The 17,371-nt window shown below is 67.5% G+C and carries 22 protein-coding genes and 1 tRNA gene; 14 read left to right on the forward strand and 9 right to left on the reverse strand.

Annotation, left to right across the window (positions count from 1 at the left end):
- The first annotated feature begins 8 nt into the window (after positions 1 to 8).
- The 3 genes from ACOZ4N_RS07245 to ACOZ4N_RS07255 are packed head-to-tail and all read left to right on the forward strand — an operon-like array spanning position 9 to position 2,004.
- On the forward strand, positions 9 to 860 hold the full coding sequence (locus ACOZ4N_RS07245) for a shikimate kinase (protein WP_424019940.1): 852 nt from the start codon (positions 9 to 11) through the stop codon (positions 858 to 860).
- A complete protein-coding gene (locus ACOZ4N_RS07250) occupies positions 818 to 1,123 on the forward strand; it encodes a chorismate mutase (protein ID WP_129068928.1) in 306 nt (101 codons plus the stop codon). Before ACOZ4N_RS07245 ends, ACOZ4N_RS07250 begins: the two co-directional genes overlap by 43 nt.
- A gap of 38 nt (positions 1,124 to 1,161) precedes the next feature.
- Positions 1,162 to 2,004 (forward strand): ion transporter, encoded by an 843-nt coding sequence (locus tag ACOZ4N_RS07255; RefSeq protein WP_424019261.1) that lies wholly within the window; start codon positions 1,162 to 1,164, stop codon positions 2,002 to 2,004.
- A gap of 4 nt (positions 2,005 to 2,008) precedes the next feature.
- On the opposite strand, the gene ACOZ4N_RS07260 is transcribed toward ACOZ4N_RS07255, so the two are convergent.
- The 3 genes from ACOZ4N_RS07260 to surE all read right to left on the reverse strand — a co-directional run bounded on the left by ACOZ4N_RS07260 (position 2,009) and on the right by surE (position 3,936).
- Positions 2,009 to 2,689, reverse strand: a complete 681-nt coding sequence (locus ACOZ4N_RS07260; protein WP_424019262.1) for a carbonic anhydrase — start codon at positions 2,687 to 2,689, stop codon at positions 2,009 to 2,011.
- Between the two features lie 114 nt (positions 2,690 to 2,803).
- Entirely contained in the window at positions 2,804 to 3,049 is a 246-nt protein-coding gene (locus ACOZ4N_RS07265) for a DUF7120 family protein (RefSeq protein WP_424019263.1), read from the reverse strand.
- Between the two features lie 83 nt (positions 3,050 to 3,132).
- On the reverse strand, positions 3,133 to 3,936 hold the full coding sequence (surE, locus tag ACOZ4N_RS07270; RefSeq protein WP_424019264.1) for a 5'/3'-nucleotidase SurE: 804 nt from the start codon (positions 3,934 to 3,936) through the stop codon (positions 3,133 to 3,135).
- A 105-nt stretch (positions 3,937 to 4,041) separates the two neighbouring features.
- Between surE and ACOZ4N_RS07275 the strand changes: the two genes are divergently transcribed.
- The gene (locus ACOZ4N_RS07275; RefSeq protein ID WP_424019265.1) at positions 4,042 to 4,353 is read left to right on the forward strand and encodes a hypothetical protein; all 312 of its coding nucleotides are present in this window, start codon (positions 4,042 to 4,044) and stop codon (positions 4,351 to 4,353) included.
- A 1-nt stretch (position 4,354) separates the two neighbouring features.
- Here the strand turns inward: ACOZ4N_RS07275 and ACOZ4N_RS07280 are convergent, their stop codons facing one another.
- Positions 4,355 to 5,770, reverse strand: coding sequence for a small ribosomal subunit Rsm22 family protein (locus tag ACOZ4N_RS07280; RefSeq protein ID WP_424019266.1), 1,416 nt, complete (start codon positions 5,768 to 5,770; stop codon positions 4,355 to 4,357).
- Positions 5,767 to 6,513 (reverse strand): Gfo/Idh/MocA family oxidoreductase, encoded by a 747-nt coding sequence (locus ACOZ4N_RS07285; RefSeq protein WP_424019267.1) that lies wholly within the window; start codon positions 6,511 to 6,513, stop codon positions 5,767 to 5,769. Before ACOZ4N_RS07285 ends, ACOZ4N_RS07280 begins: the two co-directional genes overlap by 4 nt.
- Positions 6,514 to 6,597: 84 nt before the next feature.
- On the opposite strand from ACOZ4N_RS07285, the gene ACOZ4N_RS07290 reads away from it, so the two are divergent.
- On the forward strand, positions 6,598 to 7,422 hold the full coding sequence (locus tag ACOZ4N_RS07290; RefSeq protein ID WP_424019268.1) for a DUF7537 family lipoprotein: 825 nt from the start codon (positions 6,598 to 6,600) through the stop codon (positions 7,420 to 7,422).
- Here ACOZ4N_RS07290 and ACOZ4N_RS07295 read toward each other — a convergent pair.
- Complete coding sequence (locus ACOZ4N_RS07295) at positions 7,398 to 8,591, reverse strand: M24 family metallopeptidase (RefSeq protein ID WP_424019269.1); 1,194 nt, start codon at positions 8,589 to 8,591, stop codon at positions 7,398 to 7,400. The two genes, ACOZ4N_RS07290 and ACOZ4N_RS07295, sit on opposite strands and share 25 nt — an antisense overlap.
- 89 nt (positions 8,592 to 8,680) lie before the next feature.
- Here ACOZ4N_RS07295 and aroA point away from each other — a divergent pair, with 89 nt between their 5' ends.
- Positions 8,681 to 9,973, forward strand: a complete 1,293-nt coding sequence (gene aroA, locus ACOZ4N_RS07300) for a 3-phosphoshikimate 1-carboxyvinyltransferase (RefSeq protein ID WP_424019270.1) — start codon at positions 8,681 to 8,683, stop codon at positions 9,971 to 9,973.
- A gap of 207 nt (positions 9,974 to 10,180) precedes the next feature.
- Positions 10,181 to 11,413 carry a chorismate synthase gene (gene aroC / locus ACOZ4N_RS07305; protein ID WP_424019271.1) on the forward strand — a complete coding sequence of 411 codons (1,233 nt, stop codon included), beginning with the start codon at positions 10,181 to 10,183 and terminating at the stop codon, positions 11,411 to 11,413.
- Here the strand turns inward: aroC and ACOZ4N_RS07310 are convergent.
- Positions 11,410 to 12,027, reverse strand: a complete 618-nt coding sequence (locus ACOZ4N_RS07310; RefSeq protein ID WP_424019272.1) for a class I SAM-dependent methyltransferase — start codon at positions 12,025 to 12,027, stop codon at positions 11,410 to 11,412. The two genes, aroC and ACOZ4N_RS07310, sit on opposite strands and share 4 nt — an antisense overlap.
- Before the next feature lie 25 nt (positions 12,028 to 12,052).
- A complete protein-coding gene (locus ACOZ4N_RS07315) occupies positions 12,053 to 12,262 on the reverse strand; it encodes a hypothetical protein (protein WP_424019273.1) in 210 nt (69 codons plus the stop codon).
- Positions 12,263 to 12,378: 116 nt separating this feature from the next.
- On the opposite strand from ACOZ4N_RS07315, the gene ACOZ4N_RS07320 reads away from it, so the two are divergent.
- A complete protein-coding gene (locus ACOZ4N_RS07320; RefSeq protein ID WP_424019274.1) occupies positions 12,379 to 13,008 on the forward strand; it encodes a uracil-DNA glycosylase in 630 nt (209 codons plus the stop codon).
- A gap of 1 nt (position 13,009) precedes the next feature.
- On the opposite strand, the gene ACOZ4N_RS07325 is transcribed toward ACOZ4N_RS07320, so the two are convergent.
- Positions 13,010 to 13,228, reverse strand: a complete 219-nt coding sequence (locus ACOZ4N_RS07325) for a hypothetical protein (RefSeq protein ID WP_424019275.1) — start codon at positions 13,226 to 13,228, stop codon at positions 13,010 to 13,012.
- Between the two features lie 91 nt (positions 13,229 to 13,319).
- Here ACOZ4N_RS07325 and ACOZ4N_RS07330 point away from each other — a divergent pair, with 91 nt between their 5' ends.
- From ACOZ4N_RS07330 to ACOZ4N_RS07355, 6 genes are all read left to right on the forward strand, one after another.
- Positions 13,320 to 14,069, forward strand: a complete 750-nt coding sequence (locus tag ACOZ4N_RS07330) for a hypothetical protein (RefSeq protein ID WP_424019276.1) — start codon at positions 13,320 to 13,322, stop codon at positions 14,067 to 14,069.
- Positions 14,070 to 14,121: 52 nt separating this feature from the next.
- Positions 14,122 to 14,205: transfer RNA gene (locus ACOZ4N_RS07335), tRNA-Ser, on the forward strand.
- 408 nt (positions 14,206 to 14,613) lie between these two features.
- The gene (locus ACOZ4N_RS07340) at positions 14,614 to 15,696 is read left to right on the forward strand and encodes an ATP-binding protein (RefSeq protein WP_424019277.1); all 1,083 of its coding nucleotides are present in this window, start codon (positions 14,614 to 14,616) and stop codon (positions 15,694 to 15,696) included.
- A 32-nt stretch (positions 15,697 to 15,728) separates the two neighbouring features.
- Entirely contained in the window at positions 15,729 to 16,025 is a 297-nt protein-coding gene (locus ACOZ4N_RS07345; RefSeq protein WP_424019278.1) for a DUF5785 family protein, read from the forward strand.
- A gap of 99 nt (positions 16,026 to 16,124) precedes the next feature.
- Complete coding sequence (locus ACOZ4N_RS07350) at positions 16,125 to 16,493, forward strand: DUF7344 domain-containing protein (RefSeq protein ID WP_424019279.1); 369 nt, start codon at positions 16,125 to 16,127, stop codon at positions 16,491 to 16,493.
- Between the two features lie 64 nt (positions 16,494 to 16,557).
- Positions 16,558 to 17,319: a GTP cyclohydrolase III gene (locus ACOZ4N_RS07355; protein WP_424019941.1), complete on the forward strand. Its 762-nt coding sequence runs from the start codon at positions 16,558 to 16,560 to the stop codon at positions 17,317 to 17,319.
- The last annotated feature ends 52 nt before the right edge of the window (positions 17,320 to 17,371 follow it).

The following is a 17,371-nucleotide window of genomic DNA, read 5'->3' on the forward strand; positions in this document are numbered from 1 at the left end:
AACGGATGATGGAAGGTCGGGCACAGGCTCCAGCGGCAGGGACGGTGTTGAACGCCCTCGCGACCGGCACGGGATCGGCGTTCGCCATCGACGCCTACACGACGGCGACCGTCGAGTTGGACCCCGAGGGGGGCGTCGAGGGCGAGATCGCCGGCGCGCCCGACGCGGACACGCGGCTGATCGAGCGGTGTGTCGAACGCGTCACCGAGCAGTTCGGCGACGGACAGGGCGGGACGGTTCGGACCGAGAGCGAGGTGCCGATGGCCTCCGGGCTGAAGAGTTCGAGCGCGGCCGCGAACGCGACCGTGCTGGCGACCCTCTCGGCGCTCGACGCGAGCGACGAGATCGACCGCGAGGACGCCTGTCGGATCGGCGTCCAGGCCGCCCGGGACGCGGGCGTCACGGTGACGGGCGCGTTCGACGACGCGAGCGCGAGCATGCTCGGCGGCGTGACGGTCACCGACAACACCCAGGACGAGTTGCTGGCGCGCGAGGAACGCGACTGGTCCGTGCTGGTCTGGACGCCGCCGGAACGCTCGTTCTCGGCCGACGCCGACGTGGATCGGTGCAAGCAGGTCGCGCCGATGGCGGAACTGGTGGCCGACCTCGCGCTCGGCGGTGACTTCGCGCGGGCGATGACGGTCAACGGCCTCGCTTACTGTGCGGCCCTCGATTTCCCCACCGAGCCCATCGTCGAGGCGATGCCGCTGGTCGAGGGCGTCTCCCTCTCGGGGACCGGCCCGAGTTTCACTGCGGTCGGCGAGCACAGCGCGCTCAAGACAGTGCGGGATATCTGGACGGAACGAGACGGTAACACATGGCTGACAACGACACAGACCGACGGCGCACAGACGAGATGAACCTGGACGAACTCCGCGAGGAGATCCAGTCCATCGACCGGGAACTCGTGGAGTTGATCGCCCAGCGAACCTACGTCGCCGAGACCATCGCGGCCGTCAAGGAGGAACAGGGCCTCCCGACGACCGACGAGGAGCAGGAACAGGCCGTGATGGAGCGGGCCGGCGAGAACGCCGAACGGTTCGACGTGGACTCGAACCTCGTCAAGGCCGTCTTCCGACTGCTGATCGAGTTGAACAAGGTCGAACAGCGCGAATCCCGGTAGACAGGCAGTTTTGTAACGGGGCCGCCAAAACGGGGCGTATGGACGGCGACGAGTCCGTGTCGGGCGGAGACGGCCTCCGGGAGACGGTCCGATTCTACCTGCTGGACCACCGGACGTACCTCGGGAAGGCTATCGACATCGCACTGCTCCTGTTGAACCTGCTGTTCGTCTGTCTGTTCGTCGTCGAGACGTACCCGGTCGCGGATCGGTTCCGGGACCTGCTCTGGACGTTCGAGGTCGCCATCGCGGCCGTGTTCATGGTCGAGTACGTCCTCCGGCTCTACGGCGCGGAAAACCGACTCGGCGAGTTCCTGAACGGCTACACGATGGTGGACCTGTTCGCCATCCTGCCGACGCTATTGTTGGTCGCGTTCCCGGCGTCGATCTTCGCGGTCAACGTGGGATTCCTGCGAATCCTCCGGATCGTCAGGGTGTTGCGCTTCTACCGATTCACGCAGGACGCGGAGTTTTTCTTCGGGACCGTCTCGGACAACACCCTCCGGGCGATGAAACTCCTCCTCACGATTCTGGTCCTCCTGTCGGCCTCGGCCGGGCTCTTCTACAGCGCCGAACACGGCGTCAACCCCAACGTCGACACGTTCGGGGACGCGTTCTACTACACGGTCGTCACGCTCTCGACGGTCGGCTTCGGCGACATCGTGCCGACGACGGCGGCGGGGAAGTGGATCACCGTCGCGTCGATCCTCGCGGCGATCATCGTCATCCCGCGGCAGGCCAGCAAGATCCTCAAGGAGTGGACCAGTCGGGAGAAGGTCAACGTCACCTGTCCGGAGTGTGGCCTCTCGTATCACGATCCGGACGCCTCACACTGCAAGGCCTGCGGGCACGTCATCTACCAGGAACACGACTCCCGGGAGTGATCCCTCAATACTCCCAGCGGCGGTCGATCCGGGCTTCGATCTCGGGGTGGTCGGCCCGGAGCCGGTCCACGTCGGTCTCGCCGTCGACGTTGACGACGTGAATCTCGCCGCGACGGCCGCCGTACACGTCCTGGAAGTCGTAGACGGTGCCGACGACGGTGACCGAATCGGGGACATCGCCGCTCTCACGGAGGAACTGGACCTGTCGGTCGACGTTGTACTCGACGAGGTGGTTGATGGAATCGGGTCGGGAGAGGTCGGCCGGCAAGCGGTCCAGTCCGGGTTCGAGGTGGGGTTTCAGCAGGTCGAGACAGTGCCCGATGCCGTCGGGCTCGGAGACGCCGTGGACGAGCGCGTCGTGGGTGGCGGTGACGGCTCCACAGCCCGTGTGCCCGACGACGACGGCGATCTCGGTGCCGGTGTGTTCGATGGGGTAGAGCACGTCGCCGGAGACGGTTTCGCCGACCGCGGTCCGCTGGACGACCCGGTTGCCGATGTTGCCACAGGTGAATATCCGACCGGGTTCGTCGTTCCCCCACATCTGGTCCTGGAGGACGCGCGAATCCGAACAGCAGACGGTGACGACGGCGGGGTGCTGGGCGTCTTGCACGTCGTCGAACCGTGAGTCGAACCGCTCGGCGTGTTCGGCGTTTCGCGCCAGCAGGTCGACGAACGTCTGGTCCATACTCACGAGAGGGACACGGAACCACCGTAACTCTTGGTTTTCACGCGGAATCGACAAGTAGCGGCGCTCGATTCGCGAGAACTGTTCGGCCTGTGCTCGGCAGCGAGCGACGGGCTACAGCGTGTACTCGTCGTCGCCGGGTTCGTCGCGCATGGCGGGGTCCTGTTGATCGGCGACGGACTGCTGGAACATGTCTTCGCCGAGTTCCTCGCTCTCCTCCTCGATGGGGCCGTAGGCCGACAGGCCCTGCGTGAGCAGTTTCTCGACGGCCTCGTCCCAGTTGACGAACTCGCCCTGGTTCACCATGCGCTCGATGTCGTTCTCGACGCGGTCGGACAGCTCCATCTCGATCTTGGCCATACCCCCGCTCAGGGCAACAGGCAGGTAAGGTTTGGGTCTCCTATCTGAGGGTGAAACGCTCGGCACGCGACCGGGGGCGTAACTCAGTCGGCAGTGTCCGAAAAGGTCTCCGCGAGCGCGTCGAGTGCTTCGTGGTGTTCGGTGGTGTGCGGTGCCGTCAGCGGCGAGACGCTGACTTTCCCGTCGACGACGGCGCGGCGGTCTGTCCCCTCGGGGTCGGGGATCTCGCCCTCGCCCATCAGTTCCCAGATGCGGTCGTGGAGGGTGATCTCCCCGTCGTCACGCTCGGCGTCCATCATGTAGGTCCGGGAGGGTTCGGTGACGACCATCTCCGCCGGCCCGTCACCGCTCTGCTCGGGGACGGGTGCGTTGACGTTGAGGTAGTCCGCCCGCTCGAAGACGCCGGCGTCGAGGGCGTGGTCGGCGAGGTACCGCGTCGCGCGGGCGGCGTTGTCGTAGGCGGACAGGTCCACGTCGACGTCGGTGTAGCTCGTGTCTTCGCTGACGGGGACGTACAGGGAGACGGCGATGGCCGGCACGTCGAAGAAGGTGGCCTCGACGGCGGCGCTGACGGTCCCCGACCGGCCCAGCACGTACGCGCCGAGGTTGGCCCCCTGATTACAGCCCGCGACGACGAGGTCGGCGTCGGGAACCAGCGTCCCCAGACCCGCGACCACGCAGTCGGCCGGCGTCCCCTCGATGGCGTAACCCAGTTCGTGCTGGTGTATCTCGACGTTGTGTGAGAGCGCACGGCCGACGGCACTCTGATCGGCGGCGGGGGCGACGGCCGTCACCGTCCCGACGGCCGAGAGCGCGTCGTAGAGGGCGCGAAACCCGGTGCTCTCGATGCCGTCGTCGTTCGTCAACAGAATCTCCGGATCGGCCATGTCGAGTGGTAGGACGGCCCTCGCAAAAGCCCACCGCTCACCCGCGACGCTCGGGAACTGAGTCGGCACCAGTTTTTATATGACGCTTTTTATAAGGTACTGTATATGACTGAGGAGAGGAACCCACCCGAGGATCTATCGGTACTCGGGAGTTGCCGGTGGCTGTTGTTCGACCAGTTCGACGAGTCGCGGGCCGACCGACTCCGGAGCGCGTTCGTCTTCGTCGGGTTGGCGACGAGTTTTCTCGCCTTCGTCGCGGCCACGTCGGCGCTCCTACAGAGTCTCGGGCTGTGGTGGGTCGCGCTGATTCTGGGTCTCCTGGGAGCGGGGACACTCGCCTTCGTCTGGCTGCTCGCTCTCGGCTCGTTCGCGGAGTGGTTCGAGAGCGGCGAGGGCCTGGGCGCGGACACCGAGTAACTCAGGCGTCGGCGGGCACCCGGTCGACGACGCTCTCGCCGTCCACCACCAGATTGTAGGCGCCCTCGTCGTCGTTCCAGAGCGCCAGGACGTTCTCACAGACCAGCAGGTCGCCGTACGCGGCCGTCGCCAGGTCGCTGTTCAGCGCCGACTCCTTGGTGAGGACGGCGTAGTGGGCGACCTGCTCGCTCCCGTCGCCGATCTTGAACAGCGGGTTGGCGTCCTCGCCAGCGAGGTCGTGGCTCAGTTTGATCGCCGCCACGTCGATGCGGTTCGAGACGTGGGTGTCCATCTCGGCCATTCGGGCGAACTCGCTGACGGACGGTGAGAAGTCGATCCGGCGCTGGCCGTCCAGCCGCATGATCGTGTAGGCGTACTGCACGTCGACGTTGACGAACTCGCCGGGTTCGTGGTCCGGGCCGCTGGCGGCCTCGTCGAGACGACGCTGGAAGGCCGGCGGTTCGAGGTCCGGCTGCACGTCGAACGACCAGCCCTCGTCGGTCGGCGTCGCCGACGGCCAGAGCCGCACCGTCGGCGCGTAGACGGTCAGTCCGTCCTCGACTGTGCGTTCGACTTCGCGCAGTCCGATAGCGGTCTCGCGGTCGGCGGGCGCGAGTCCGACGAGCGAACCGTCCGCTGCGAGTGCATCCCGGTAGCGGTCGACGACGCCGGCAGGATCGTCGAGTTCGCTCAGGACGTTGGCGAAGAGTATCAGGTCGTACTCCCCGACGGGTTCGAAGTCCTCGGCGGTGGTCTCGTGAACCGTCGTCCGGAAGTTCCGGCCGGTCTCCTCGAGCAGGGTCGAGAGCACGTCGGTCGCCGCGCTCGGTTCGACGGCGTGGTACTCGACCAGCGCGTCCTCGGGGACCAGATCGGCCAGCCCCAGCGCCGGGCCGCCGACACCCGCGCCCACGTCGAGGACGCGCAGTTTCCGTGGACACAGACCGTCCGCGATCAGGTCCGCGAGGACGTACTGCACCGCGGCGTAGTAGTCGGGCAGGTGATAGAGCGCGTAGGCCAGCGCCGTCTCCGCGTCGTAGTCCACGTCGTTGCCCCACAGGTAGTCGGTCTTCAGGTCGCGAATCCGCTCGCGGATGGCGTCGCCAGACTCCCCTTCTGGCCAACCCGCGCCGTACTGCTCGACGAACATGTCTTCGAGCGCCATCGAGTACGCCGACGGGAACCCCTCGACGCCGTGGAACGGGACCGAGAGGGGGCCTTCTTCGACGGGTTCGAACGTGCCGTCGTCGTTCTCCAGCAGCCCGAGGTCGAAGGCGTCCTCCCGCAGGACCTGCGTGATCGTGGCTGGGTGCGGCTGTCCCTCCACGTACTCCTGTATCTCCTCGGGGTCGATTGGGCGGACCGACTGGAGGTACCGGGCGTTGTCCCGGACCTGTTCGCGCTGGTCGGCGTTCATCGGCGATCACCCGCGTCGCTGTACAGGGTTCCGAACCCGTCGTCGTCGGCCGCCGCGATCTCCTCGGCCGCCGCGGCCACGTCGCTGGCTCCCTCGAAGGCGGTCTGGATGTCGGCGTACACGCGTGGATCGCCGCCCGTAACCTGTTCGACCAGATCGAACAGCGCGGCGGAAACGGGCGTCTGGAACTGCTCGGGCACCGGATCGGCGGCCAGCCCGAACGCGAGGATGGCGGCGTGGGCCTTGGCCTGGACGGTCTCCATCGCGCGGTCGTGTTCGGCCGCAGTCGTCTCGAAGACGGTGTTGCCGCGGGCCTGCAGTGCGTCCCGGATCGCGTCGGTCGTCGGTCCGGCGGCGTCGACGACGGCGGCGACGTTCCCCGGTTCGTTCTCCGGGGCGAAAAGTGGGTGGAGACTCAGCCGTTCGCGGTCGGGGGCCGCCTCGCGCATTGCGGCGACGGGGTCGGCGGCGACGCCGGTCACGTCGACCAGTGCGTCCTCGGCCCGGTCGGCGTGGGTGTCGATGGCCTCGACGGCGACCGGGATCGGGACCGCGATACAGACGGCGGCGAAGGACTCGTCGGTGTCGAGCGGGACCGTCCGGCCGCCCACGGTCTCGGCGGCGGCGCTGGCGGCCGCGTCGTCGGGATCGGCGAAGGCGACGGCCACCTCGTCTGGGCCCGCCCGGACCGCGTCGGCGAACCAGCGGCCCATCGCGCCGGCACCGACCACGAGTACGTTCATGGAGACGTGGTAACCGTGGCCCGCTCAAAAGCGGTTCGGGTCGCCGACCACGAGCCTTTTACCGCCGCGCTGACGCTATCTGATATGGACAGGCGGGTGGCGCTCGCGTTCCTTGTCGCCGTCGCGACGATTCTCGCCGGGTGTTCGTGGGTCGAACGACCCGAGCCCGCAGGACCCGCACCGGGGAACACGACCGAAACCGGTGGCGGCCCCGGAATCCCGTACGACCGACTGGCCGCACACGCCGACGCGCTCCGTGATCGGGGGTACGAACTCAGCCTCGACGTGCGGATCAGGTCTCCCAACGGGAGCTCGAACGAGACCGTCAGCGTCGCCAGCGACCCAGCCAGCGAGCGACAGCTGATACACAGACGGACGACCGACAGCACCCTCGACCGGTACGTGGACGGGGCGGAGTTGTTCACCAGGTTCGTCGCCGACGGCTCCACGACGTTCGACACGGCCGACCTCGGCGACGAGAACGTCACGTTCACCACCGACGGTGACGGTTCCGTCGCGTTCGTCAACACCGTCCACGGCAGTAGCCTCCGCACCCGACAGCTCCGCCGGATCTACGAGTTCGGCGAGTTCGAGCCGGCCGGGAACGTCACCCGCAATGGCCGTAAATACGCCGCCTTCGACCTGACTGCGGCGGCGACCGGCCCGAACGCGACAGTGACGCTGAACTCCTCGTCGGGCCGAATCCTGATCGCACCGAGCGGTGTGATCCGCCGGGCGAGCATCGACCTGCGGGGCACCCAGCGTGGCGAGCCGTTCGTCTACGCCGTCGACTACCGGATCACGCAGGTTGGGAACGTGCCGATCCAGCCGCCGGGGTGGCTGGACGAGGCGCGAGAGAGCGGGAATGCAACGTCGAGCGGGTCTCAGACGACGAGTGCCTCGGGATAGTCGGTGAGGTTCTCGTAGCCGTCCTCGGTGACGACCACGATGTCCTCGATCCGGATGCCACCGACTGCGGGATCGTACAGGCCCGGTTCGATGGTGATGACGTGGCCGGGTTCGAGTTCACCCCCGCCGGGGCCGACGAGGGGCTGTTCGTGGACGTCCAGCCCGACGCCGTGGCCGGTGTTGTGGATGAAGCCCGTCTCGGTCGTCTCGTCGCTCCTGAGAGTCGGTTCGCCGGCATCCTCGTACACGTCACAGACGGCGTCGTGGACCGCCGCGCCGGTCGCGCCGGGTTCGACGGTTTCGAGGGCTGCCTGCTTCGCCTCGGCTGTCAGGTCGTACCACCGGCGGATCTCCTCGGGCGGGTCGCCTTTCAGGAAGGTCCGGGTCATGTCCGCGTGGTACTTCGTGGCCTTGTCCCGCGGGAAGATGTCGACGATGATCGGTTCGTCGGCCGCGAGCGGGCCGCTCCCGCGGTCGTGGGGGTCGGCGGCGTCGGCCCCGCAGGCGACGATGGTCTCGTCGAGCGCACAGCCGTGCCGGAGGAGCGTCACCTCGATCTCCTCTTTGACCCGCTCGCTGGTCAGCGGCTCGTCCTCGTGGTGGAGCGTCCCGTTCTCGATACTCGCCGCGGCGATCAGGTCCTCGGCGGCCGCCATGGCGGCTTCGTTGGCTTTCTGGGCCGTGCGAACGTGGTCGACTTCCGCGTCGGTCTTTTTCGCACGGGTGCTCTCGATGACGTTGGTCCCGCCGCGGCCGATGGGCGGCGTGTCGGGTGAGTGGACTTCGATGCCGTGGTCGCGGAGGCCGTCGGCGGTCGCCACGGGGAAGCGTGACGGGACGGCCACCGACTCGACGCCGCGGTCTCCGACGAACGAGGCGAGGACGCGACGCCCGCCCTCGAGCCGACCGTGTTCCTCGACCAGCGCGGGCAGGTCGTAGTCGACGTGGCGCTCGACCGAGGCCGCCCGGCTCTCGGTCATCGCGCGGCCGTACTCCAGGCTGGAGACCAGGAGGTGAACCTCGCCGTCGTAGAGCGTGTGGAACGGGTCCGGTGCGTCGAATCCGGAGAGATACAACTGGTCGGAGTCGTCGCCAGCGGCGTCGATCAGGAAGCCGTCGACGCCCGTCTCGTCGAGGAAGGCGTCGAGAGCGGAGAGGTCGCGTTCCATACGGCGGTGTCCGGTCCCGACCGACAAAACCTCGTGGGTCCTCGGGGCGCTCCGGTACCCTCATGCCGGGGGACTGCGACGACTTCCCCATGAACGTCGAGATCTCACCGTCTCGGGTCGGCGGGACCGTGCAGGCCCCGCCCTCGAAGAGCTACACCCACCGGGCGATTCTCGCGGCGGGATACGCGGACGGCGCGACAGTGACCGACCCGCTCGTGAGCGCGGACACGCGAGCGACGATGCGCGCGGTCGAGGCCTACGGCGGCACCGTGGACCGCAGTGCCGACGACAGCACCCTCGACATCGAAGGGTTCGACGGCCGCCCCGAGGTGCCAGACGACGTGATCGACTGCGCCAACAGCGGGACGACGATGCGACTGGTCACCGCGACCGCCGGGCTCGCCGACGGGATCACCGTCCTGACCGGCGACGACTCGCTCCGGTCACGGCCCCAGGGGCCACTGCTGGACGCGGTCGAGCAACTCGGTGGCCGTGCGGAGAGTACCCGCGGGAACGGCCAGGCCCCGCTCGTTGTCGAGGGCCCGGTCGACGGTGGATCGGTCTCGATCCCCGGCGACGTGTCCTCGCAGTACATCACCGCCCTGTTGATGGCCGGTGCGGTCACCGACGAGGGCATCGAGATCGATCTGGAGACCGAACTCAAATCCGCGCCGTACGTCCAGATCACCATCGAGGTTCTTGACGCGTTCGGCGTCGAGGCCGTCGAGACCGACGCGGGCTTCCGGGTCGACGGCGGGCAGTCCTACGCGCCGGGAGGTGGCGAGTACGCCGTCCCCGGCGACTTCTCCTCGATGTCGTACCTGCTGGCGGCGGGCGCGCTGGCGGCCGACGACGACCTGGTTGTGCGTGGCGCACAGCCCAGCGCACAGGGGGATGCGGCCATCGTCGACGTACTGGAGCGGATGGGCGCGGACATCGACTGGAACCGTGATCGGGGCGTCATCACGACCCGCCAGTCCTCGCTCTCGGGGATCGAGGTGGGCGTCGAGGACACACCCGACCTCCTGCCGACGATCGCGGTGCTGGGCGCGGTCGCCGACGGCACGACGACGATCACCGACTGCGAGCACGTCCGGTACAAGGAGACCGACCGCGTGAGCGCGATGGCCGAGGAACTGACGGCGATGGGAGCCACGGTCGAGGAGGAGCAGGACACCCTGACGATCCACGGCGGCGAGACCGAGTTGCAGGGCGCGACGGTCGACGGCCGCGCCGATCACCGGATCGTGATGTCGCTGTCGGTGGCCGGGCTGGTCGCCGACGGACCGACGACCATCGAGGGCGGTGAACACGTAGACGTGTCGTTCCCGGATTTCTTCGACGTGTTCGAGGGAATCGGGGCGACGGTCACTCGGGAGTAACGGCTCGCCGGTAGTGAGCGATGAGGGCGAGCAGACGGGACGGGCGGGTCGCGGCGCAGTGTCCCGTGCTATCGCGGACTGCGCCGCGGCGGCTCTCAGCGCACGGTCCGCGGTGGTCCCGGCTTTCGACATAAACCCTCGTGCGGGCGAAGGCGGGGTTCGACGCTTTCTCAACCTTCAAATGCCAGGGCCACTCAGAAGCCAGTAATGAACGGCAACAGTTTCGGGCGGCTCTTTCAGGTGACCACCTACGGGGAGAGCCACGGGGAGGCCATGGGCTGTACCGTCTCGGGCGTCCCGGCGGGCGTCGAGATCGACGAGGAGACGATTCAGCGGGAACTCGACCGGCGCAAGCCGGGCCAGTCGATGATCACCACCTCCCGGGGCGAACCGGACAAGGTGAAGATCAACAGCGGCGTCCAAGACGGCTACACCACGGGGACGCCCGTCGGCATGGTCATCCAGAACAAGGACGCGCGGTCGGGCAAGTACGAGCCCTTCGTCACGGCCCCGCGACCGTCCCACGGCGACTACACCTACTCGGCGAAGTTCGGGACGCGCAACTGGGGTGGCGGCGGCCGCTCGTCCGCCCGCGAGACCGTCAACTGGGTCGCCGCGGGTGCCATCGCCCAGCAGGTGCTGGACGCCTCGGAGTACGACGTGCAGATCAAGGCCCACGTCAACCAGATCGGCGACGTGAAAGCGCCGGAAGTCACCTTCGAGGAGATGCTCGAACACACCGAGGAGAACGAAGTCCGGTGTGCCCACCCCGAGACGGCCGAGGAGATGCGCGAAGTCGCCGACCAGTACCAGAAAGAAGGCGACTCCATCGGCGGGTCGATCTACTTCGAGTGTCGCGGCGTCCCGCGCGGCCTCGGCGCACCGCGGTTCGATTCCGTGCCCGCGCGCCTCGGGAAGGCGATGTTCGCCATCCCGGCCGTGACGGCCTTCGAGTACGGCCTCGGGCGCGACGCCCGCGACGTGGCGGGTATCGACCGCAACGAGGACTGGGAGTTCGACGACGGCGAGTCCCACCCCGAGACGGTGAGCGAGGAGGGCGACCCCGTCCCGGTCGGCAACGACCACGGCGGTCTCCAGGGCGGCATCACGACCGGCGAACCCATCTACGGCGAGGTTACCTGGCACGCGCCCACGTCGATCCCGAAGACCCAGACCACCGCCGACTGGGAGGACGGCGAGCGCAAGGAGATTCAGGTCGTCGGCCGCCACGACCCCGTCCTGCCGCCGCGGGCCGTGCCCGTCGTCGAGTCGATGCTGGCCTGCACCGTGCTGGACTTCATGCTGCTGTCGGGCCGGATCAACCCCGACCGCATCGACGACCGCCCCGGCGAGTACGACACCGACTACCACCCGTCGAGTCCGCAGGACGACCCCGAGGACGCCGCGACCAGGGCCGAGTCGACCGAGGACGACGACTAGCGTTTCACTCCCGTCACCGCGTAGAACGGGTCCTGTCCTCGCTCGACCGTGCTGTGGACGGACGGAGCGCCGAACGCACCCGTCGAATCGAGATACTCAGCCACGAGCGCCGCGCGTTCGTCCATCGACCGGGACCGCCACGCCCGGATCGCTTTCTGTGCGAACATTCGGTTCGAGAAACTCACGATGACGACGCCACCGGGTCGGAGTGTCCGTGCTACTTCCGCGAAGACCCGACCTGGATACTGGAGATACTGGACGGAGACGGCACACAGCACCGCGTCGACAGATGCGCTCTCCAGGGGTAGCGTCTGATCGTCGTTGAGGTTCCGGCGAAACCAGCGGTCGAGGCGGTCGTTCCGGTCGAGTTCGGTTTCGTTCAGGCCGTGGCCAACCACCTCGCCGAGTTCCAGATCCGACGGGAGGTGCGACACCCAACTGCTCATCAGATCGAGAACGTCGTCTTGTGGCGAGAGTCGGTCGCGGTACAGCGCCGTCAGTCGCTCTCGGAACGGCTCGTCGACGTGCTGGACGAATCGCGGTTGCTCGTAGAATCGGTCGTCGTCACCGTCGAGAAGGCGCTGTCTGTCGGCCTCTGAGAGGACCGAGGGCATAACACCCCCAGGGACGCCGCCGGAATCAGCCTGACGCCTCACCGCCGGACCGGGCCTCGCGCAACTGCCGCCACTGCGACCGCGCACAGCGGAGCGAGTCCACGAGAATCGCCAGCACGACCACCGCGCCGAGCCACATCAGTATCGGATACTGGTCGAAGACGGTCGTCGTTATCTCGGTCAGCCCGAAGGCGATCAGGAAGGTCAGTTCGGCGAGGCGTCTGAGGTGACCCATCACCTCGGTTTAGGAATCGAGCGTAGTTAGCGTATCCCATCGTTTCGACGTGTCGGCCCTGAAAGGTAGCACCCGACCGACCCCGGGCTTATGGGCGGCCCGGCCGTGCTTCACCCATGGACGCGAACCAGGAGACCGTCGCCAATCCGTTCGGGATGGACGCGGACTGTCGGCAGTGTCCGGCGCTCTGTGAGACGCGCACACAGGTCGTCCACGGCTACGGCGACGTGGGCGCGGACTTCCTCGTCATCGGGGAAGCGCCCGGCCCGGGCGCGGACGAGACGGGCGTTCCCTTCACCGGCGACGAGAGCGGCCGCGCGGTCCTGTCGATTCTCTCGGATCTGGGGTTCGTCGACGCGCCTGACGGCGACGAGCCGGCAGTCGAGAACGTCTTCCTGACGACGCTGACGCGGTGTCACCACCCGGAGCGACCGCCGAGCGAAGACGAGGTGCGCAACTGCGAGGGTTTCCTGACCGCCGAGGTGCGGATGATCAACCCCGAGGTGATCCTGCCAGTGGGACAGCGACCGCTGGAGGCGCTGGCGCTAGAGTACACGACCAGGCGGGCCGACGATTTCGACGTGGCGGCGGATCACGCGACGACGATCAGGGGTCGGGGCTTCGAACTCGTGCCGATGCTCCCACCGACGGAACAGACGGGCGAGCAGCGAACGGCGTTGCTGGATCACCTCGCGTCGCTGCTGGATCGGGACTATCGGCAGACGAAAGGGCGACGGAGCCGGTGAGTTACCAGTAGGGGTTCGAGACGGTGTCACTGCCGGCGGTGCCGGCGGCCGCGAGGCCGAGGACGAAGATTACTGTGAGCGCGAGGGTCGCGCCGACCGCCGCGATGGAGGTCACGCCTGGGACGTCCGCGACCAGGGTTGCGATTCCGACGACGCTGCCGACGCCCATCACGGCGATCAGGATCGCCGCGACGAACCCGGTCATCTGTTCGTAGATCATATCATCGGTTTGGCCCACGGGTGACATAAACGGGGGTGGTTCCGGCGCTGGAAACGGCGCGTTCAAGGGCCGCCCGCGCGGAGGATGGGACATGACTACCGTCGCCGTACTCGCGGACCCGCCGCGCGAGGGACTCGTCCTGTCGGAACTCGCCGCGGCAACGCCACTCTCGAAGGCCGAGGCGGTCGAACTGTACACCGCGATGCTTCGGGACGTGTGTCGCGCCGTCGAGGCCAGCGGTGGCGACCTGCTCGTCAACTACCGTGCCGACGACGACCTCCCGGCGTACGACGGGGAGTCCTCGGAGGCACAGCTTCGCGCGGCCGTCGCGCCGGCGCTCGAATCCCCCGGCGAGGCGCGGTACGAGGTGCAGGTCGGCTCGTCGTTCTCGGCGCGGGCCGGCAACACGGTCTCGCACCTGCTCGATCAGGAGCAGGTCACCTCGGCCGCGGTGGTCGAGCCGACGGCCGCGTTCCTGACCCGCGGGATCGTCGACAACGCGGCGATGAAACTCCGGCGACACGAGGTCGTCCTCGGACCGGCGGGCGACGGGCGGGTGTACTACGCGGGGTTCGCGGACGGGATCGACTTCGAGGACGCGTACGATCCGCCGGCCGTGGAGACGCTGACCGACCGCGGTGTCGCGGCCGACCACAGCGTCGACTTCCTGCCGATGACGCCGGTCGTCGAGTCCCGGGGGGATCTGGTGACGGCGATCACACAGACCGCCGCGCGGGCCGAGGCCGGACGCAATCATCCCGGCCACACGGCCCAGTGTCTGGCGGAGTTGGGAGTGGACGTGATCGCGGGTGCGGACGGGCCGGAACTGGTGCGGGAGTAGCGTCGGCAGTGACCGACAGGTCTTATAGTCGGCGGAGAAAAGTGGAGACCGCGGTGGGATAGCGAAGTGGCCTAACGCGCCTGCCTTGAGAGCAGGTGTCCTCACGGACTCAGGGGTTCGAATCCCCTTCCCACCGTATTCTGTCGCGAACAACTCGTGAGCGACAGATTCGGCGAAGGGATTGGAAGTAGACCAGACGCGCACAGCGAAGCGAGCGCGTCTGGGCGTAGTTCGAATCCCCGTCCCACCGTATTCTGTCGCTCAGACGGGCTTGCAAATGCCGGCGCAACGAACACCGGACCGCGAACCGACCGGGACGTATGACCTGTCGGACGACGGTCGGGTGGTCGCTCATCACTTCTGGCGTCGTGACGCTCCTGCTGGCGTATCTACCGGGGGACTCGGTACTGTGTGGGTCGGTCTGCTGGTTACCGGGATTGCGGTATTCACAATCCGTCGGTAGCACCCCCAAGATTGCTAATGCAGAGCGATACTGGCAGAAGTATGACAGAGTTGTTATGTATATTCGATTCGTGGGAGTCCTATGGGTGCGGACAGTTGGCTCGTCGCGGAGGCACTGGACACGCTGGACGACGTGTTCTACGTGTACGACGAGCGGGGGAAACTCGTCCACTGGAACGCGGTGTTAGCGGAGCTGTTCGATCTGTCTGACTCGGAGTTGTCCGGGATGGCGGCCACGGATTTCTTCGTCTCGGCCGACAGGCCTCAGGTCGAGGCGGCTATCGAGGAAGTGCTGGAGACGGGGCGAACGGTCGTCGAGGCGCGAGCCGAAACCACGCGCGGGACGGTCCTGTTCGAGTTGACCGGCGAGTTGCTGACCGACGCGGACGACGAGATTCTGGGATTCTGTGGCGTCGGGCGGGACGTGACGACGGTCCGGGAGCGCGAGTGGCAACTGGAGCGCCAGAACGAGCACCTGGGGGAGTTCGCGAACGTGGTAGCTCACGACCTTCGGAACCCGCTCCAGGTGGCCAAGTTACAGCTGGAGGCGGTCAACGGTGATCCGGACCCCGAAACCGTCACGAGCGTCACCGAGGCGCTCGACCGGATCGAGGGCATCGTCGAGGACGTGCTGACGCTGGCCCAGGAGGGACAGACGGTACTGGACAAACAGCCGGTCGAACTGGCGACCGTGGCGCGCGCGGCGTGGGCCGCGGTGGAGACGACCGGCGGGACGCTCGAAGTGCGGACGGACGCGACGGTCGAGGCCGACGCGAGTCGCCTCCAGCGACTGTTCGAGAACGTCTTCCGGAACGCTGTGGAACACGGGCAGGCGGACGGGCACTCGGTCGGGGCGACTGCGGTCGACAATGGGGACGGGGGCGTGACGGTGACCGTCCAAGACACGGAAACGGGGTTCGCCATCGAGGACGACGGCGGGGGATTCCCCGCCGAAGTCGTGGACGAGGTGTTCGAGCCGGGCATCAGCGGGGCGGACGCGGGGACCGGACTGGGACTGAATATCGTCCGGACGCTCGCGGAGGCCCACGGATGGATGGTTCGGGCGACCGAGGGTGCCAGTGGCGGGGCACGACTGGAGGTGGATTTCGAGTCGCTGTACGCCGATACGGCGTCTCTCGATTCCGGTGACGAGCGTGGAGAGTAACGCTTTTGCGTGGTTCGGCCCGAGCGTGTGGTATGAGCGACTGGCCCCACGATCCCGACGGTGACGAGGGTAGCGAGGGACGCCGCAAGTACGGGCAGGCGATCCTCGCCAAGAAGATCGACGAGGACGAGGACTTCCCCCTCTCTCAGGAGGAGTTCGTCGAGGAGTTCGGCGACGAGCCGATCCGGATCGACTACGAGACGGTCGTCAGCGTGGCCGACATCTTCGAGAACGTCGACGAGGAGGAGTTCGAGGACTTCCCGCACTTCCACAGGGTCGTCGGACAGTCCATGCGCGATGCGGGCTACTGGCCCTACGAACTCGCCTGACGGACACCGACCACGGTTCTTTTCGGCCCGGCGGTCCGGGGCGCGGTGTGTGACCGCGACACATACTTGTGCAGGGGTGGCGTAGCTCTACGACGAGCCATGGCCACCCATACAGTGAACAGGCGATCCGGCGGCGAGGGGGATCTGGAGCTACCGGCAGACGTGGTGGATAGCTTGCTCGCGTCACCGGCGCGCCGACGGATGCTCCGACAGCTCAGGAACGCGGGGGAGCCGATGCCGGTCGACGATCTGGCGGCCGCGGTCGCAGCGTCGGCGGCCGACGCCGGGAGTCCGGACGCGGACGAGGACGGCGTGCCGACCGACCGGCGGCGAGCGCGAGCGGACATCTACCAGCACCATCTGCCGCGGCTCATGGAGACGGGTGTGGTCGCGTTCGACTCCCGGCTGGGGACCGTCGAGTTCGTCGGCGGACCGGGACTGACGGCGCGGCTGGACGAGGAACCCTAGACGGCCCGGAGATCGCTGTCAGAACCAAAGACAAATAGCGGCCGGGAGCCAAGCCGTGGCCACTGTGACGAACACGCAGGTGACCCACGTCCAGATCGACAACTACGGCCCCTGGACGGTCACCCCGGAGCCGCGACGCGAGGTCGACCTGCAGACGCTGCAATCCCGGCTGTACGCCGACCTCTCGCAGTTGTTCGGGAACCGGAACGGCTACGTCTTCTTCTCCAGGTTCGACAACATGATCGCGGTGACCAACGGGCTCGACGTGGACGACCACGCGATGATTCAGGAATCGGTCGGCAACCGTTACCCCGTGACGATGAGCATGGCCGTCGCGACGGGGACGACACCGGTGAAGGCGCTGGGTGACGCCACGAGCGAACTCCAGGACGCCGGGAGCGCCCAGGACGAACACCGGCGGGAGATCCTGCGAGGCCGGACCATCGACGAGGAGTTCCGGACCGACGCGGACGTGCAGATCGCCCACTTCGACGTGAACGACGCGACGGGCAAGTACACGGACGAACTCAACGAGTTCGACACGTTCATCCGGATCGAACAGGGCTACGCCGAGTTGATGCGGTACATGCGCCAGGCCCACGGCTCGCTGTCTTTCTTCGTCGGCGGCGACAACGTCATCGCCGTCTGTCCAGACCTCGACGGGGACGACTATCGGGACGCCATCGACCACGTCAACGACGCCGTCGACGTGGACCTGAAAGTCGGCGTCGGCCGCGGGCGGACGGCCCAGAACGCCGGGATGGCCGCGAAACACGCGCTGGAGGAGTGCCGCGCGACCGGCGCGGACGTGGAACTGGACTTCTGACCCCGCTCGCACGAATCTCCGAAGGGTCGGAAAGTAGGGCACGGGCAGTCTT

Origin of the sequence: Halorientalis pallida, from assembly GCF_049605515.1 — an archaeon.
GTDB classification, from domain to species: Archaea; Halobacteriota; Halobacteria; order Halobacteriales; family Haloarculaceae; genus Halorientalis; species Halorientalis pallida_A.

Bases quoted from the DNA above. Each gene is read 5' to 3' on its own strand.
- surE (WP_424019264.1), bottom strand. From the start codon at position 3,936: ATGGCCGATCCGGAGATTCTGTTGACGAACGACGACGGCATCGAGAGC.
- ACOZ4N_RS07310 (WP_424019272.1), bottom strand. From the start codon at position 12,027: ATGCCCTCGGTCCTCTCAGAGGCCGACAGACAGCGCCTTCTCGACGGT.
- ACOZ4N_RS07265 (WP_424019263.1), bottom strand. From the start codon at position 3,049: ATGGCCAAGATCGAGATGGAGCTGTCCGACCGCGTCGAGAACGACATC.
- ACOZ4N_RS07290 (WP_424019268.1), top strand. From the start codon at position 6,598: ATGGACAGGCGGGTGGCGCTCGCGTTCCTTGTCGCCGTCGCGACGATT.
- ACOZ4N_RS07285 (WP_424019267.1), bottom strand. From the start codon at position 6,513: ATGAACGTACTCGTGGTCGGTGCCGGCGCGATGGGCCGCTGGTTCGCC.
- ACOZ4N_RS07245 (WP_424019940.1), top strand. From the start codon at position 9: ATGGAAGGTCGGGCACAGGCTCCAGCGGCAGGGACGGTGTTGAACGCC.
- ACOZ4N_RS07350 (WP_424019279.1), top strand. From the start codon at position 16,125: ATGGCCACCCATACAGTGAACAGGCGATCCGGCGGCGAGGGGGATCTG.
- ACOZ4N_RS07345 (WP_424019278.1), top strand. From the start codon at position 15,729: ATGAGCGACTGGCCCCACGATCCCGACGGTGACGAGGGTAGCGAGGGA.
- ACOZ4N_RS07340 (WP_424019277.1), top strand. From the start codon at position 14,614: ATGGGTGCGGACAGTTGGCTCGTCGCGGAGGCACTGGACACGCTGGAC.
- ACOZ4N_RS07280 (WP_424019266.1), bottom strand. From the start codon at position 5,770: ATGAACGCCGACCAGCGCGAACAGGTCCGGGACAACGCCCGGTACCTC.
- ACOZ4N_RS07315 (WP_424019273.1), bottom strand. From the start codon at position 12,262: ATGGGTCACCTCAGACGCCTCGCCGAACTGACCTTCCTGATCGCCTTC.
- aroC (WP_424019271.1), top strand. From the start codon at position 10,181: ATGAACGGCAACAGTTTCGGGCGGCTCTTTCAGGTGACCACCTACGGG.
- ACOZ4N_RS07320 (WP_424019274.1), top strand. From the start codon at position 12,379: ATGGACGCGAACCAGGAGACCGTCGCCAATCCGTTCGGGATGGACGCG.
- aroA (WP_424019270.1), top strand. From the start codon at position 8,681: ATGAACGTCGAGATCTCACCGTCTCGGGTCGGCGGGACCGTGCAGGCC.
- ACOZ4N_RS07255 (WP_424019261.1), top strand. From the start codon at position 1,162: ATGGACGGCGACGAGTCCGTGTCGGGCGGAGACGGCCTCCGGGAGACG.
- ACOZ4N_RS07295 (WP_424019269.1), bottom strand. From the start codon at position 8,591: ATGGAACGCGACCTCTCCGCTCTCGACGCCTTCCTCGACGAGACGGGC.
- ACOZ4N_RS07260 (WP_424019262.1), bottom strand. From the start codon at position 2,689: ATGGACCAGACGTTCGTCGACCTGCTGGCGCGAAACGCCGAACACGCC.
- ACOZ4N_RS07275 (WP_424019265.1), top strand. From the start codon at position 4,042: ATGACTGAGGAGAGGAACCCACCCGAGGATCTATCGGTACTCGGGAGT.
- ACOZ4N_RS07250 (WP_129068928.1), top strand. From the start codon at position 818: ATGGCTGACAACGACACAGACCGACGGCGCACAGACGAGATGAACCTG.
- ACOZ4N_RS07325 (WP_424019275.1), bottom strand. From the start codon at position 13,228: ATGATCTACGAACAGATGACCGGGTTCGTCGCGGCGATCCTGATCGCC.
- ACOZ4N_RS07330 (WP_424019276.1), top strand. From the start codon at position 13,320: ATGACTACCGTCGCCGTACTCGCGGACCCGCCGCGCGAGGGACTCGTC.